This is a genomic window from Spirosoma lacussanchae, from assembly GCF_005870035.1.
In the GTDB taxonomy this organism is placed as follows: Bacteria; Bacteroidota; Bacteroidia; order Cytophagales; family Spirosomataceae; genus Spirosoma; species Spirosoma lacussanchae.
In genome coordinates this window covers 1,829,850-1,845,971 of record NZ_SWJG01000001.1, presented here as the reverse complement: position 1 = coordinate 1,845,971, position 16,122 = coordinate 1,829,850, and the positions used below count along the sequence as shown (strand labels likewise).

At 57.9% G+C, this 16,122-nt stretch carries 15 protein-coding genes; 4 read left to right on the top strand and 11 right to left on the bottom strand.

The window, feature by feature from the left end; translation table 11 throughout:
• Window positions 1-2: 2 nt before the first annotated feature.
• The 5 genes from FBR45_RS07645 to moaC all read right to left on the bottom strand — a co-directional run bounded on the left by FBR45_RS07645 (window position 3) and on the right by moaC (window position 3,597).
• The gene (locus FBR45_RS07645) at window positions 3-1,208 is read right to left on the bottom strand and encodes a DegT/DnrJ/EryC1/StrS family aminotransferase (RefSeq protein ID WP_246082145.1); all 1,206 of its coding nucleotides are present in this window, start codon (window positions 1,206-1,208) and stop codon (window positions 3-5) included.
• Between the two features lie 99 nt (window positions 1,209-1,307).
• Complete coding sequence (locus FBR45_RS07640) at window positions 1,308-1,796, bottom strand: nucleoside deaminase (protein ID WP_138500821.1); 489 nt, start codon at window positions 1,794-1,796, stop codon at window positions 1,308-1,310.
• A 68-nt stretch (window positions 1,797-1,864) separates the two neighbouring features.
• On the bottom strand, window positions 1,865-2,473 hold the full coding sequence (locus FBR45_RS07635; RefSeq protein WP_138500819.1) for a DUF6992 family protein: 609 nt from the start codon (window positions 2,471-2,473) through the stop codon (window positions 1,865-1,867).
• 79 nt (window positions 2,474-2,552) lie between these two features.
• The gene (locus FBR45_RS07630) at window positions 2,553-3,155 is read right to left on the bottom strand and encodes an NTP transferase domain-containing protein (protein WP_246082144.1); all 603 of its coding nucleotides are present in this window, start codon (window positions 3,153-3,155) and stop codon (window positions 2,553-2,555) included.
• Entirely contained in the window at window positions 3,127-3,597 is a 471-nt protein-coding gene (moaC, locus tag FBR45_RS07625; RefSeq protein WP_138500817.1) for a cyclic pyranopterin monophosphate synthase MoaC, read from the bottom strand. The genes FBR45_RS07630 and moaC overlap by 29 nt, the downstream gene beginning before the upstream one ends.
• Window positions 3,598-3,817: 220 nt before the next feature.
• On the opposite strand from moaC, the gene FBR45_RS07620 reads away from it, so the two are divergent.
• The 3 genes from FBR45_RS07620 (at window position 3,818) to FBR45_RS07610 (ending at window position 6,812) form a co-directional block, all read left to right on the top strand.
• The gene (locus FBR45_RS07620) at window positions 3,818-5,047 is read left to right on the top strand and encodes a molybdopterin molybdotransferase MoeA (protein ID WP_138500815.1); all 1,230 of its coding nucleotides are present in this window, start codon (window positions 3,818-3,820) and stop codon (window positions 5,045-5,047) included.
• Window positions 5,048-5,078: 31 nt separating this feature from the next.
• The gene (locus FBR45_RS07615; protein ID WP_138500813.1) at window positions 5,079-5,681 is read left to right on the top strand and encodes a DUF4254 domain-containing protein; all 603 of its coding nucleotides are present in this window, start codon (window positions 5,079-5,081) and stop codon (window positions 5,679-5,681) included.
• 87 nt (window positions 5,682-5,768) lie between these two features.
• Window positions 5,769-6,812 carry a glycosyltransferase family 9 protein gene (locus FBR45_RS07610; protein ID WP_246082143.1) on the top strand — a complete coding sequence of 348 codons (1,044 nt, stop codon included), beginning with the start codon at window positions 5,769-5,771 and terminating at the stop codon, window positions 6,810-6,812.
• Window positions 6,813-6,821: 9 nt separating this feature from the next.
• Here the strand turns inward: FBR45_RS07610 and FBR45_RS07605 are convergent, their stop codons facing one another.
• The 6 genes from FBR45_RS07605 to FBR45_RS07580 form a co-directional block, all read right to left on the bottom strand.
• Window positions 6,822-7,820: a glycosyltransferase family 9 protein gene (locus FBR45_RS07605; protein ID WP_138500811.1), complete on the bottom strand. Its 999-nt coding sequence runs from the start codon at window positions 7,818-7,820 to the stop codon at window positions 6,822-6,824.
• A 51-nt stretch (window positions 7,821-7,871) separates the two neighbouring features.
• Window positions 7,872-8,939, bottom strand: a complete 1,068-nt coding sequence (locus FBR45_RS07600; RefSeq protein ID WP_138500809.1) for a DUF4249 domain-containing protein — start codon at window positions 8,937-8,939, stop codon at window positions 7,872-7,874.
• 7 nt (window positions 8,940-8,946) lie between these two features.
• Window positions 8,947-10,026, bottom strand: coding sequence for a DUF4249 domain-containing protein (locus FBR45_RS07595; RefSeq protein ID WP_138500806.1), 1,080 nt, complete (start codon window positions 10,024-10,026; stop codon window positions 8,947-8,949).
• A gap of 5 nt (window positions 10,027-10,031) precedes the next feature.
• Window positions 10,032-11,102, bottom strand: coding sequence for a DUF4249 domain-containing protein (locus tag FBR45_RS07590; protein WP_138500804.1), 1,071 nt, complete (start codon window positions 11,100-11,102; stop codon window positions 10,032-10,034).
• A complete protein-coding gene (locus FBR45_RS07585) occupies window positions 11,102-13,498 on the bottom strand; it encodes a TonB-dependent receptor (RefSeq protein ID WP_138500801.1) in 2,397 nt (798 codons plus the stop codon). Before FBR45_RS07585 ends, FBR45_RS07590 begins: the two co-directional genes overlap by 1 nt.
• Before the next feature lie 77 nt (window positions 13,499-13,575).
• Window positions 13,576-15,282: a helix-hairpin-helix domain-containing protein gene (locus FBR45_RS07580; protein ID WP_138500799.1), complete on the bottom strand. Its 1,707-nt coding sequence runs from the start codon at window positions 15,280-15,282 to the stop codon at window positions 13,576-13,578.
• A 137-nt stretch (window positions 15,283-15,419) separates the two neighbouring features.
• Between FBR45_RS07580 and FBR45_RS07575 the strand changes: the two genes are divergently transcribed.
• A complete protein-coding gene (locus tag FBR45_RS07575; RefSeq protein WP_138500797.1) occupies window positions 15,420-15,731 on the top strand; it encodes a 2TM domain-containing protein in 312 nt (103 codons plus the stop codon).
• Window positions 15,732-16,122 lie beyond the last annotated feature (391 nt).

The following is a 16,122-nucleotide window of genomic DNA, read 5'->3' as shown; positions in this document are numbered from 1 at the left end:
GGTTACGCTTCAATAAGGGTGGCTTTACGAATGGCAGCACCCACGTTTTCGGCCAGAGTCGCTACCTCTTCGGTTGTCCAGCTAGCCCGGATACCGAACGAGATAAGCCGACCGATTACCGACTGAGCGCCGGGCAAATCGAGGGTAGTATAGTCCTGAGGAGCGCCAAACTTTTCGATGGGCAGGGCCGACGCCGTCCGCATCTGTTTGATATGGTCCCACTGATTAATAAAGTGGTACATGTTGGTGAACCAGTAGTTGAATCCACCGACCCCGGCTGCGTTCAGTTCGGCTATAACACGCCCAGCGGTTTGGGTATCGGGCAGCAGCAGGTTCAGGAAGGTAGCCGAGTCGCCGTCTGGATCGGGAATGCGGGCAAACGACACGCCCGGAATCGCACCCAGCGTAGCCATCAGCTGTTTTTTGTGGGCGTTGTTCTTCTCGATAATGTCCGGCACCCGACGCGTTTGCACTAGCCCAACGGCGGCATGTAGCTCGCTGATCCGATAGTTAAAGCCTAGAATGGGGTGTTGTTCCATACCCCGGTTAGTTCCGATATGGTCGTGGCCATGGTCCGAGAACGAGTCGGCATGTTTATAGGCCTGTTCGTCATTGGTCACCATAACGCCCCCTTCACCCGCCGTTGCAATCTTGAAGAAGTCGAACGAATAGGCGCCGGTTTTGCCCCAGAGGCCCGTCGACACCCCTTTGTAGCTGGCCCCCATGGCCTGACCGGCGTCTTCGACCAGCACCAGTTTGTGATCATCGATGACCGCCATAATAGCCTCCATATCGGCCATCTGCCCACACATATGCACCAGGCAAACGCCCTTGGTACGGGGCGTAATGGCCCTGCGGATACTGTCGGCGCTCAGGCAAAGCGTCTCATCGATGTCGGCAAAAACGGGCAAAGCCCCCACCATCAGTACAGCCTCGATGGTGGCGATGTACGTAAATGGCGGCACAATTACCTCATCGCCAGCGCCGATCCCGGCTGCTACCATGGCACAGAGCGCGGCCGTCGATCCGCTCGATACAGCATGGGCGTACTTGGCACCCACCAGTTTAGCTACTTCGGCTTCGAACTCGCGGGCCTTGTAGATGTTGTTTCGCTGGGCTTCGTGATTATAACGAAACAGGATACCCGTTTCTAGGACATCGTTGATTTCGGTGCGCTCCAGGGCGCCGAAGAATTCCATTCCAGGCATGAGACAGACAATACGTTATCGACTCCAGACCAGGGGCCGGAGCCGGTTAATTTTCAGCAAAAGTACGTTTTTTCAACCGTTACCCGTACGTCCTTTTCGCTAGTAACGTATACGCCCCTCCCACCCGATCCACTCCTGAAAAACGGCATCGGCCTCCTGCCGCAGACATTGCTGCATGGGAATTGACCGTTGGTCGCGCGGCTTGTCGATCTCCTCATAGATGAATTGATCATCGAAACCAGCACCGGCCGCATCGGAGTGAAAGGCGCCGTATACAATCCGGCTGGGTCTGGCCCAGTAAATGGCCCCCAGGCACATCGGACAGGGCTCGCAGGAGGTGTATAACGTACAGTCGCTGAGCTGAAACGAGCCCAGATTCCGGCAGGCATCCCGGATGGCTTCGACTTCGGCATGGGCGGTCGGGTCGTTGGTGGAGGTAACCCGGTTACAGCCCCGGCCAATAATTTCGCCGTTGCGGACAATGACGCAGCCAAAGGGGCCACCCTGCCCGGTTTTCATTCCTTCGCGGGCCATCTGAATGGCTTCGCGCAGAAAATCTTCGTCGGTTTTTACAGTTCTTGTCGTCATAAAATAGCAGTAAAAGCCCGGCCTCCGGTAATTGACCGGCGCCGGACAACAATCGGTTCGGATTAAATTTATCGGATAGGCACGACCACCCCGACGCCCGATGGCCCGGCCGACAGCAGGAGCCGCTCCTGCCGGTCGCCCCGGTTTTTGGCGATAAAATAATTGACCAGGTCAAAAGCCAGCAGAAACCCGCCCTGTACCATGACCGATGTGCCGTATCCCCGCAGCTGATCGGCTTTGTCCGGCTTTAGATCGGCCCGCTGACGCAGGTAAGCCCCGCCCACCACGTAAGCTACGTCCAGGCCCGCGTTGACCAGCAGCAGCTGTTTCAGGTTTTCATGCTGCCGCACCGCATCGGCCAGCGTTTCGCCCCCGGTGCTGCGTTTACGCCCACCCAGCAAGCCCGCGCCCGCAATACCCAGGTTGAATAGATTCCAGTATACATTCATCTGGTGAAAATATCTGGTCTGCCCCGAGGTTTGCCCGGCCGCGATACTGCCCACGGCAATGTTGGCCAGGGCATAGCTCCCCAGTGCTAGGCCAAGCGTTTTCTGATGACGCAGGCGCTGTTCGCTGAACTGGCGCAGGTCGGTTGTGGCTTCGGCGCGCTGGGCCGACACGGTGTTGCCCAGCAGGACCGATCCGACGGCAAGAAATACCCGATGAAGTGTGTGCATAGTGGTTTATACCGTTTGGAGTACGCCAATAGTAGCGCTCTAAACGGAACTCAATAAACCGCTTCACAGACCAGATGGTTTAGCGACCAAGCGCGTGGCGGGCTACCGGGTCGTTCACGTTGGTCAGCTCCCGAACGTCGGGAACCGTCAGCAGCTGAACAGGCTGCGACTGGAGAATCTGCCGGGGCGACAGCTGTCCGTCGGCTACGGCCCGGTCGGCCACCGGCGCAAAGGCAGGCTCGTATATGCCTAGCAGCGGCTCAGGCGCCCGCCCCGTTGAGTCGTAAAAGACTGTGGCCAGCCGGGTCGGGTCGCGGTTAGTCAGCAGGGCTTCCAGCGAGCGACTGGTCAGCAGGGGCATGTCGCAGGCCACCACCAGCCAGGCCACCGAAGAATCATGCCGAAACGCCGACAGGATTCCGTTGAGCGGACTGCGGATGGCCAACGCATCAACGATGAACGGCTGTGTGCCACTGGTAAGCGCAGCCGCCTGGTCGGCATTGACCGACCAGAATACAGCCTGGCAATACGGGCGAAGCAGATCGACCAGGTGGTCGCGCTGTGGTTTCTGGTGGTAAACAAGCTGGGATTTGTCCTGCCCCATGCGACGGCTTTGTCCCCCGGTCAGGATCAGCCCCTTCAGTCCCGTCGGGTTAGTCCCGTTTAAAGTCGCGCTTGCCACCGGTTTTTTCGACTAAAAAGGTTTCGCGGATGGTAATATCGTGCGACATCGCCTTGCACATATCGTAGATCGTCAGCGCAGCCACCGACGCCCCGACCAACGCTTCCATCTCGACCCCGGTTTTTCCTTCGGTCGATACCAGACACTCGACAATGGCTGCTGACCCCTCGGTTGAGATGGTAAGCTGGCAATTGTCGAGCCCCAGCGAATGGCAGAGCGGAATCAGCTCGTCGGTCCGTTTGGCGGCCATCGTTCCGGCAATAATAGCCGTCTGAAAAACCGGTCCTTTTTTGGTTTGTATGTCGGAGCCGGCCAGGTGTTGCATGATGGCATTGCCCAGCTCGACTACGCTGCGGGCGCGGGCCGTCCGGCGCGTTACGGCCTTGGCCCCCACATCGACCATGGCCGGATTACCATCAGCGTTAATATGCGAAAGAGACATTGATGAATGATGAATGATGAATGATGAACGAGGAATGATGAATGATGAATGTAAAAAGCTTTTGCTCATTTTCCAATCTTCATTTTTCACTCTACACTTTTCGGTATACATTGTTCTCCATAGTTCCGTTTCTCTTATACCTCCCTCATTCATCATTTCTCGTTCATCATTTACCATTTAAAACATCATTCCTCGTTCATCATTTACCATTTAAAAACGTATGCTTTCTGTCAACGACGCGTTTGCGCTCACGCAACAATATCCTTTACCACTGGCTACCGAAACCGTTTCGCTGACGGAAGCGGGGGGGCGCGTACTGCGCGAAGCGATCCGGGCCGATCGCGATTTTCCGCCCTTTGACCGAGTGGCTATGGACGGCATTGCGATCCAGTTTGCCGACTATCAGTCCGGGCAGCGAACCTTCCGGATAGCCGGTCAGCAACGCGCGGGACAGCCCCCGCTTACGCTGGAGTCCTCGGCTCAGCTGTCAGAAACGGGTCTGTGCCTGGAAGTGATGACCGGCGCCATGCTACCGACTGGAACCGATACCGTCATTCGGTACGAAGACCTCAGCCTGGCCGATGGCCTGGCCACCGTTACCATCGATGACGCGCAACGGGGGCAGCACGTGCATGCGCGGGCTACCGACCGGCGCGCCAACGACGAACTGCTTTCGGCCGGTACCAGGCTCGGCCCCACCGAACTGGCCGTAGCGGCCTCAGTAGGCGCAGCCACCCTACAAGTGACAGCCCTGCCCCGCATAGCGCTGGTCTCGACCGGCGACGAACTGGTCGACATTGCCGATGCGCCACTGCCTTACCAGATACGCCGGTCGAACACGTATATGCTTCGGGCTACGCTGGCCTCTTTTGGGATTACGGCCACCCTGCATCACATCATCGATGATGAGCAGGTGTTGCAGGATCAGCTGGCCCGGCTCCTGGATCAGAACGAGGTGCTAATCCTGAGCGGGGGCGTTTCGGCCGGAAAAGCGGACTTCGTTCCTGCCGTACTGGCCCGGCTGGGTGTGCAGAAACAGTTTCACAAGATCGAGCAACGCCCCGGTAAGCCGCTCTGGTTTGGTACGATGAACGCCGGTCAGCCGGGTCGGGCCCGCACCGTTTTCGCCCTGCCCGGCAACCCCGTCTCAACCATTCTCTGTGCCTACCGCTACGTACTGCCCTACCTGCGTACATCGCTTGGCTTACCGCCCGAACCAGCCCGCTACGCACAGCTCGCCCGACCGTTTACATTCGCGCCGGCCATCACGTATTTTCTACCGGTACGGTTGACCAGCGAACCCGACGGTCGGCTGCTGGCCCACCCGCTTCCCGGCTCCGGATCGGCCGACTTTGCCAATCTGATGGAAGCCCACGCCTTTATGGAACTTCCGGCCGACCGAAGCGAGTTCAGCGCAGGCGAAGCCTTTCGCCTATGGTCAACGCTGTAGAAACCTGTATCTTTGTGGTTGAATTACGCCTATGAACGCCACCATTGCCAACGATATTTTCCGGCAGAGTATCCGCGATTATCACCAGACCGACCATGTTGACGCGCCCCTGCTGAACCCGTATCCGGCCAGCGAACTGACCGGACTGCTTTATCGGAAAAACTGGATAGACACCGTACAGTGGCATCTGGAAGATATCATCCGCAGCTCAGCCATCAGCCCCGATGAACTGGTTGCTATCAAACGCCGGATCGACCAGTCGAACCAGGACCGGACCGATACCGTCGAGCTCATCGACTCGTATCTGTACGATCAGTTTCGCACCATTACCCCCCTGCCAACGGCGCGTATGAACTCCGAAACACCCGCCTGGCTGCTTGACCGGATGTCGATCCTTCAGCTTAAGCTGTATCACTTCCGCGAGCAGACCGAACGTCCCGACGTATCGGCCGAGCACCAGCAGAAAGCACTGGCCAAGCTGACGGTGCTGATCGAACAGGAAGCCGATCTGGCCCGCTGTTTCGACGAACTGCTGGACGATATTCAGGCCGGTAACCGCTTCGTGAAGGTGTACCGGCAGATGAAAATGTACAATGACCCAACGCTCAACCCGGTACTGTACGGACAAGCCTGAGCGGCCGGTCTGTCCCTGGTTTCGCATCACTACTAACCGAGCCGCCTGCGCGGTCGAGCTCCATTTCGCTTGAGACAACACCTTCTTTTGCTTCGTTTTTCGGCAATGGGCGACGTGGCCTTGCTGGCCCCGGTCGTGCAGGCGTTTACCCAGCAGTATCCCGACGCCTGGCTGACGCTCGTTACCCGTCCGAAGTTTGCGGTGTTTTTTGAGCAGTTTCCCAACCTCGAGGTAGTAGGTGTTGACTTTGACGGTGCCTATCAGGGTTTCGGGGGCCTGCTGCGGCTGTTTACCGAACTCCGCCAGCGACAGCCGGTCGATCTGGTCGTTGATCTGCATCAGAACCTGCGTTCGATGGTACTCAAAAGCTTGTTTCGCCTGACGGGCGTATCCGCCGTAACGCTTGATAAAGGCCGCGCCGACAAGAAAGCGCTGACCCGTAAACACAATAAAATCCGGCGCGCGCTGCCCCATTCGGTGACTCGGTACGCCCAGACCTTCCAGAAAGCGGGCCTGACCGTCAGGCCGGATGCCCGGTTTCGGTTCGGGTCATTCGCATCGGCCGAGTCGGAGTTGAACGCGTTTCTGGCTAAGCAGGCGCTGATTTCTGAAGCTCCCTGGCTGGGTATTGCTCCCTTTGCCCAGCACCCGCAGAAGATGTGGCCCTTCGACCGGTTCGATCCGCTGCTGGACAAACTACTCTCCACCCGTCCGATTCAGATCTTTCTGTTCGGCGGTGGGCCTGCCGAGATCGAGCAGCTGGACACCCTGCAACGGCGTTTTCCGCAAACCGTACGGGTGGCGGGCCAGCTGTCGATGGCAGCCGAACTGGCGCTGATTCAGCAGCTGAACGGTATGGTCTGTATGGATTCGGGAAATATGCACCTGGCTGCGCTGAGTGGGGTGCCGGTGCTGTCGATCTGGGGCGCTACCCATACCGACGCCGGTTTTGGACCCTGGGGTCAGGGGCCGGAAGCCGTGCTTGAGGTCTCTACCGATCAGCTTACCTGCCGCCCCTGTTCGGTCTTCGGCAACAAACCCTGCTGGCGGGGCGACCTGGCCTGCCTGAACGATATTCCTGCCAGTGCCGTAGCGGAGCGGGTGCTCGGGCTGCTCAGCCAGTTTCACTAACCGGCCAGACTATTCGAAGTTCTTTTTTTTCTTCTGCAGTTCTTTCACCACGAAGTCGAACGAGATATCGTTCATGCACCGGAAGTGTTTGAGCGGGCAGGTGCCGTTGGTGCCTACCCTACAGGGACGGCAGCTGAGGCCCAGTTTCTCGAGCCGGACATAGGGCGTACGGTAAGGAAACCGCCCAAAACCGGGCATGGTACTCCCCCATATTGAGTAGACCCGTTTGCCAAACGCAGCCGCAATCTGCATCAGGCCCGTGTCGTGGCTAAAAACCACTCGCGCGCCCTGGATGATGGAAGCCGACTGGTTCAGATTGAATTGCCCACAGGCGTTATAGATCAGCTGATTCCCCAGCGCCCGCGCCACTTCGTCACCAAACACGCGATCGGCTTTATCGCCCAGGAGCACGATGGGGAAGTTGATTTTCCGGCACAACTCCACCATTTTGGCAACGGGCATACGCGCCGTCTGATGCCGCCCACCAATGGCGTAGGCGACGTAGTTGTGCTGGTGGGAGGCTGGTAACCAGTCGGGTTCGACCTGATCTTTATACGGGATGAAGTAATCGAGGCCCATTTCGTCGTCCTCAACACCCAGCGGAGCCAGTGCCTCAAAATACCGGTCTACCACGTGCTGGGGCGGGATGACGTTGACCTTCCAGCGCTGGTACAGCCACTGCCGCAGCCGAAACGTCCTGACGCTGTAGGAACGAACCATGAGCGCGGCTTTGAGGAAAGCCGTCAGAACATTGTTCTGGAGATCGACCACCAGATCGAACCGCTCGGCCCGAAGTTGCTGAATCAGCTCGGTTGGGCTCTCGCCGGCGTAGTGCCGCTTATCGATGTATGGATTATATTCAACGATGGGCAGGTAGGCCCGTTTGGTGCAGATATGTACTTCGGCATGGTGGATCTGCTGTTTCAGACAACGCACAACCGGCGAAGCCAGTACTATATCGCCAATGGATGCGAACTGCAGAACCAGAATTTTTACCGGGGAAGCCATGCTGATACATTTCCACAAAAATATTGCATTTATTATGCCAGTCCAAACCGTTCAATAGACCCACCAGCGAGGTTTGTTGGGGGTTCGGTAGATACTGTTTTCGCAGACAACGCAGGGCGACAAGGGCGGCACGAATACGGGAGGGGCCAGTTCAGGCGTACCCTGGCCGGCACTCCGGTCCACGTAGAACCCCCGCTCCGATACACCCGTTGCGCCAAAATACCCGAATGCCAGGATAGATGGGTCACTGACGCAGCGAATGTTACCCTGTACCAGGGCCGGGGCCGGATCGAACAGGCCGCCCGTATTGCCTACCAGCTGCCGAACGCTCTTCCAGAACGCATAGGCCCCCTGACTGATGGCCTGCTGCTGAACCTCCAGGTAATAAGGCGCCGACGAGGTGTAAGGCGCCCGCATGATCAGCTGTTTACTGATAGCCTGTCCGTTAATATTTGCATCCGAGCTGGTATTGATGCAGTTATAACACCGCTCTATATCCCAGCACTGGCTGCAGCAACCCAGTCCGGTATAGGACCCGTCCGTGCGGACAGTACGCTGGCAGACGCTGATTGGCTCGTAGTGAGTCCACTCCCAGCGGTAGAAGTTACCGGGTGTGGCAGGGTCTTTGGTATCAATGTAGACATCCCACCCCTGCCGGCGGTTGGCTGTACCGGGAATGGCTTCGTTCCGGTACTCGGTATACACGTTCAGGATGGGTGGCGCGGCCGTCAGCAATTCCGGCTGCGACTCAAACTGCAAACCAGCCCGGGTCTGAATGGTCAGCTTATACTGTCGACCAGCTACCCCTCTTAACCCGTTTGTCCGGGTCTGGTAAACGCCGGCCGACGTTTCGATGAGTGTTTCCCGATTACCGGCGTTATCGGCCAGGGTAACCGTGGCTTTTTCTTCGAGCAGGTTTACACTCCGAATGCTGTAATCGGCGGTACGACTCAACCGAACGGTATAGGGGCCGGGCTGGTCGGTGATCTGCCCTTCTACAATAAGCGCAGGGGGCAGGCTGATGCTGTCAGGCTGGTATTCAGTTACGCAACCAGCCAGCAACACACCTGACAGGCAGGCCAGCCCTACTTGGCGCACAAACGCGATTAATTGGTTCATAATAGACCTAGAAAACCCACCAGCGGGGCGTAACAGAAGTTCGGTAAAGGCTGTTCTCGCAGGGAAAACAGGGATCGGGCGGGCTACGGAATAGAAGCTGTGGCTGAGCGGGCGGAGCCCCCTGCACGTCGGAACGGTTAACCCGGAGTGGCACCACCGAAATGCCGGTAGCGCCGAAGTAGCCAAACACGGGTTCGGCCGCGTCGGCGATATTTCGGATGTTGCCCTGTACCATGGCCGGGGCCGGATCGAACAGGCCGCCCGTATTGTTTACCAATCCCCGAACACTCTTCCAGAAGGTATAGGCTCCCTGACTAATGGCCTGCTGTTCAATTTCGAGGTAGTAGGGCTGAGTCGATGTAAACGGCACCCGGGTAATCAACTGCCGGCTCAGCACCTTCCCGTTGATACTCGCATCGGAGTTTACGTTGAGGCAGTTGTAACAGCGTTCAATATCCCAGCAGAACGTACAGCAGTACAAATCATGGTAAGCGTTGGTTCTGGGGTTTTCAACGACCCGCGCGCAGGCACTGACGGGTTCGTAATGAACCCAGTCCCAGCGGTAAAAGTTACCGGAGGTTTCGGGGTCCTGGGTATCGATATAGACATCCCACCCCTGCCGGCGGTTGGGCGTTCCGGGAATGGCTTCGTTCCGGTATTCGGCATAGGCTTTTAGTATGGGCGGAGCGGATGTGAGCAGTTCAGCGTTGGACTCATAGCGTTTACCGGCTTTGGTAAGAATGGTCAGCTTGTACCGTTGACCGGCCAGGCCACGCAGGCCGTTTGCTTTGGTCTGGTAGGTGCCGCCTGCTACTTCGGTTAGGGTTTCCCGGTTACCCGCGTTGTCTTCGATGGTCAGCGTGGCGCCCTGTTCGAGCAGGTTGAACCCCTGATTGCTGTAGTCACCGGTGCGGGTCAGGCGCACGGTATAGGGCCCAGGCTGGTCGGTAATCTGGCCCTCTACGACCAGGCCAGGCGTCAGCGACAGCGTTTCGGGTTGGTATTCGGTTACGCAGCCAGCCAGCAGCAACAGCCAGCTAATGACCAGCTGACGGCTTCGCTTTAGTCGGATGAATGGTATGCTCATTGGGTTCAGTCAACCCACCAGCGGGGCCTGTTTGGGGTTCGGTAGATACTGTTTTCGCAGACGGCACAGGGGTCGGGCGGCACGCGGAAAATGGCCGGACGCGACACATCGGGCGGCCCCGGCGCATTTCGTCGGTTAACTAGAAGCGGTACCACTGTTACCCCCGTCGCGCTGAAGTAGCCGAAAACCGGCTCGGCCGGGTCGCTGATGCAGCGTAGATTTCCATCCGATACCGCCGGTGCCGCGTCGAAGAGGCCACCCACGTTTTGGGTCAGTTGCCGCACACGTTTCCAGAAATCGTAGGCACCTTTGCTGATGGCCTGCTGTTCAATTTCGAGGTAATAGGTTTTCCGAGACGTGTAGGGCACCCGCATGATAAACTGCCGGCTCAGCGTCTTACCGTTGATATTAACATCTGAATTGACGTTGAGGCAGTTATAACACCGGTTAATCTCCCAGCAGGGCGTACAGCAGCGCAGGTCATGGTAGGCCCCCGTTCGGACGTCATCGATAATCGTGGCGCAGGATGCGGTATCCTGGTAATTGGTCCATTCGTAGCGATAAAAGTTACCGGGCGTTTCGGGGTCTTTTGTATCGATGTAAACGTCCCACCCGCTCACCTCGCTGCGGGTTAGCGCCAACGGTTCGGCCCGGTATTCGGCATACGCCCGGGTTATGGGGGGAGCCGCCGTCAGCAGTTCGGCACTGGACTGATATTGTTTCCCGGCCCGGGTGGTGATGGTCAGCGTATACCGCCGTCCGGCCACGCCCTGTAATCCGCCGGGTCGGGTTCGGTAGGTGCCACCCGGAGCCTGTTCGAGCAGCGTTTCGCGGTTGCCGGCATCATCGGCCAGGATAACGGTAGCGCCCTCTTCGAGCAAGTTGATACTGCGGATGCTGTAGTCGGCGGTGCGGGTCAGACGAACGGTATAAGGGCCGGGCTGATCGGTGACTTGCCCTTCAACGATCAGTTTCGGGCTGGTGCTCACCGAGGCTGGCTGGTACTCCCTGATGCAGGAGAGCACCAGCGCCAGTAACGCCCACGCCACAACCCATAAGCGGATAAGTGCTTTCATCAGAACCTGAAGTTATAAGTCAGCGACGGGAAAGCCGTAGCGAAAATGGATAGCTTGTAGGCATCGGAGAACGAGCGCGGATTCAGCCGGTAAAAGATAGAATATGCGTTTTTACGGGCGTACACATTGTAGATTGAAAAGACCCAGCTACTCTGATTCCGCTTTTTCTTGAGCGGATTCTGCTCGAACGTCATCGAGAAGTCGAGCCGGTGATAATCGGGAATGCGCTGCTGATTGCGGTCGACATAAATCGGCACATACACCCCATTGATCCGGGCGCGGGCATAGGGCTGGGTGATCGGCCGGCCGGTGCTGTAAGTAAAATTCAGCGACAGGCTGAACCAGGCCGTAGGGCGATACGTGGCTAAGGCGTTCAGCGTGTGTGGCTTGTCATAGTTGGCCGGATAAGCCCGGCCACTGTTGACCCGTTCGACCGGAAACGGGCTGTCAATGGTCAGAAACGTGCGGGCGTAGGTATAGGCCGTAAAGCCCGTCCACCGACCTTTGTTCTTCCGCAGCAGCGCTTCGAACCCGTAGGCTTCGCCCCGCCCCTGTACAATCTGGGTTTCAACGGCTTCGGCCAGTTGCAGCTCGGCCCCGTCGCGGTAGTCGATGGCGTTGGCAATGCGCTTGTAGTAAATCTCCCCCGACGCTTCGATGGCATTGTCGGCCGTATTTCGGAAATACCCCAGCGACCACTGGTCTGCAATCTGGGGTTTGGTATACACGTCGCTCAGATGCCAGCGCGAGGTGGGCAGAGCGGCTGTTGTATTCGTCACCTGCTGGATGTACTGCCGAAGCCGGCTGTAACCCGCCTTGATGGATCGTCCTTCGCCCACCGACCAGCGCAATGACAGACGCGGCTCCAGCCCCCCAGACCGGTGGTAAACCGTGCCAGCCTCGTAGGTCTGGGCCGAGGATACCGTTTCATCTTCGCGCGGGCCGTTTTCCAGGTACGTACGCACCGTTGCCGGGCCGCGGTTCAGCAGGGCTGAATAGCGCAGGCCCACCAGTACCGACACCGCCGTGTTTACTTTCCACTCGTCCTGTACATAAGCCGCCAGTTCATAGGCCTGTTCACGGGCCAGATCAACCGGCAGCACGTTAGAGAAGGGGCCGGGGGTCCGGGTATTGGGCTGCACCAGATAATCGATGGCGCTCAGTCCCGCCTGCCACTGGTGATTATCGCCGGGCGTATAAGTCAGGTCGGTCTTGATTTGCCGGTGCCAGATGCCCGACCGCAGATCGAACGCGTTGGCTGAGTCGGGCGAAGAGAGGTTGGCCCGGTAGCGGCTCAGAATAACCGAGGTGGCCAGGTTCAGTTGACGACCGATAAAGTAATTCCAGCGTAACACCCCGTTGGTGGTCTGGTAATCGAACTGGGTCGAGGATGCATTGATTTCCTGTCCCGAGAGCGAATCCGACGCCAGCTTGAACACGTCAGTACTCACGTAGCCGGTTAGGGTGATGGTATGCTGCTCAGATGGCTGGAATTTGATTTTGGTGGTGAGGTCGTAAAAATTGGCTTTGGTGCCGCGCAGGTTAGCCGGCGCCAGCTTGAACAGAAAATCGTTGAACGACGCCCGGGCGGCCGCCAGAAACGACAGCTTTTTTTTGATGATAGGCCCCTCAACGCCGAGCCGGTTCGAAATCAGCCCTATCCCGCCGTTCAGGCTCCATTTTTCGGCGTCCGGCTCCTTGATCTTCACATCCAGAACCGACGACGCCCGCCCCCCGTAACCAGCCGCAACGCCCCCCCGGTTCAGCGTTACATCGCGTACCACATCCGGGTTGAATACGGAAAAAAAGCCCATCAGGTGGCTGGAGTTGAACACCGGCGCGTCATCGAACAGCACCAGATTCTGATCGGCGCTGCCGCCCCGTACGTTGAAGCCGGGGGCCCCTTCGCCTACGGTGGTAACGCCCGGCAGCAGCAGCAGGCTCCGCACCACATCGACTTCACCCATCAGGGGCGGAATCCGACGGATGCTGCGAATGCTCAGCTGCGATACGCCGATCTCTACCTTCCTGACGTTGCGGTCGGGGGTTTCGCTCGTGACTACTACCTCCTCCAGGTCCTTGGCATCGTCTTCCATAAAGACCTCGCGGAACAGCAGTTTTTGCAGCGAGATCGTATCGTAGCGCGGCCGGTACCCTACGTGGGTGAACTTCAGTACGTAGTTGCCGGCGGGCATCGTTACCACGTAAAAGCCGTCTTTGGCCGTCACATAGCCTTTGGACACATTGATGACAACGATATTGACACCCTGGATTGGCTTGCCTGTTTTGGCATCGCGAACGTAGCCGGTGGCTGAATAGGCGGTGGCGTTTTTCGGCTGGGCAACGGCTTCGGTGAACAAACAGGCAAGAACCGACAGAACGTAAAGAAGGCGCATAGAGGGAATGGAAAAAGCAGGAAGCCGCCCAAAGCGAACGGCTGACCGTTTAGCATGAATAGTAAAGCTAAACTTACCTATTTCTTCCCTATTCCCAACTTTCGATTCTGCAAATAAGTCTGCATATCGTCCAATGATAACGCATTGAAGGTCATTTGCCTGGTTAAACCGCCTTTCCGCCCAACAGCCACCCCATAGTGCATATCAAGCAAACCGCTTAGCGTATGCGCATCCGGATTTATACTCAGCATGACGCCCTGCTCCATGGCATAGTCGATCCAGCGCCAGTCCATATCGAGCCGATACGGGCTGGCGTTGATTTCGATCACAACCTGATGGGCCGCGCAGGCATCGATAATGGCGCGATGATCGATGGGGTACCCCTCGCGGGCCAGCAGCAACCGGCCAGTCGGGTGCCCCAGAATGGTAGTGTAGGGGTTTTCGATGGCGCGCAGCAGCCGCGTGGTGGCTTTTTCGATGGACATGGTCAGCGTCTGGTGAACGCTCGCCACGACATAATCGAAACTGGCCAGGGTTTCGTCGTCATAATCCAGCGATCCGTCACCCAGGATGTCGGACTCGATGCCTTTGAAAATTCGAAAGCCGGCTCCAAAGCCCGCGTTCAGTGCATCGATCTCCATCTGTTGCGCCCGCACGCGTTCGGCATCGAGTCCGTTGGCGTAGCTGGCCGTTACGGAATGATCGGCAATGCCGAAGTATGTTAAACCCAGCTCGCGGCAGTAGGCCGCCATCTCAGCCACCGACTGCTTGCCGTCTGACCAGGTGCTGTGGTTGTGCAGCGTGCCCCGCAGATCGTCCCAGGTCACGAGTTCGTCGGGACGGTGTCGGGTGGCCCAGCGGAAGGCGAAATCATCTTCGCGCATTTCGGGCACGATATACGGCAGGCCGGCCCGTTCGTAGATAGCCGTTTCTGAGGTATCGGGGCTGGTATAGGCCACCTGAAGCAGCGAAGCTCCCCCGCTACCCACCTGCTGGAGGTGCGGCTCGGCCGCAGACAGGATAAAGAGCTGCCGGTCCATCTGATCGGGTGCCACCAGGAGCAGTTCAACCCGTACGTCGAACCCATCGAGTTGACCCCGCCAGGCAAAGGGCGACGACTCGACCTCGTTCGGCTGCAGGCTGGGTACCCCGTTCAGGGTCAGCATGGCGGATATTGGGTCGCTGGTCTGGATCAGCAGCTGTACCGTATCGACTTCCTGGGCTTTCCGTCGAACCTGCCCGCTCACCTCGACCCGGTCAAAATGCCGGGTCAGTTCATCGAGCAGGAGACTGGCCATCTGGGCTGCCTTGTCCATCCGTACTTTGCCTTTCTGCTCCTGCAGGAACTCCAGCGCAGCCAGAATCTTGTCCTGAGTAGCCTTACCAAAGCCTTTGATAGTGGCCACGCGGCCTTCTTCGCAAGCCTGCTGAAGTTCGCCCAGGCTCACAATGCCCAGCTCGCGCCAGAGGGTGCCTATTTTTTTCACCCCCAGCCCTTTGATGCGGAACATATCCAGCACCCCGGCGGGCGTTTGGGCCAGCAGTTCGTCTAGTTCAGTCAGGCGCCCGGTATCAGCAATTTCGCGGATTTTATACGCTACTGATTTACCGACACCGGGCAGTTTAACAAGTTCGTCGACGGGCAGGTTGGCCAGATCGGCGGTTGATTTGTCGAGGTTGAAAGCCGCCGAGCTAAACGCCCGCGTCCGGAAGGCGTCCTGTTCATGGAGTTCCATCAGCCGGCCCGTTAGTTCGAGCAGGTCAACGATTTCGGAATTGGTCATCGTATAAGCCGCATTTACGCTGCAAAATAGGCATTTGGTCGGATTTCACGGGTGTTGGCCGATGGCGTCGTCTATCTTTACATCATCAGAAGGCCAGCAGACGCCAGCCTCAGCAACCCTGAAAACCAATCTTTGCCATGACTACCCAATCTGTTTCTCCCCAGCGCGACGATCTTTTATGGAAGCAAGCCAAAAAACGCGTTGGCTTCATCATGCACCTGCGGTCCTACCTGATCGTCAATGCCGGTCTCTGGCTAATCTATCTGATTACCCACATGGGTTCGCTTAGCCATCCGGCTTTTCGGGGTTCTGACCTGCCCTGGCCGCTGTTCGCCATGATCGGCTGGGGCATTGGGCTCGCTTCTCACTACTTCAGCGTCTATGCCCGGCCCGACGAGCGCGGCATGATTGAACGGGAGTACGAAAAACTGCGCAATCAGTCGCGCTGACCGCAGCCTGTCTGGGCCAATTCCAGTCGAAAACGGGATAGATACTAAGTTAACCAAACACTTTGCCGCCCCGCGAGTACATGTTTATGGGCCGGGACGAGGACAGGCGGATGAGGGAGCGAAACTCCCGGCTCTACGCCACGTATGCAAACAATACTCCACTCGCCAGCGAGCGTGCTGCATCTGACAGCTGCGCTCGTGGCGATGGCGACAGGAACGGGGGTTCTTCTTCTGCCGAAAGGCACCCGCCAGCACCGGCGGCTTGGCCGGGTTTACGTAGTGAGCATGGCCGTGCTCCTGCTGACCGCGTTTCAGATTTATTTTCTGTTCGGCCGGTTCGGGGTTATCCACTGGGGTGCCGTCGGTAGCCTGATTGCCCTGTTTACCGGGC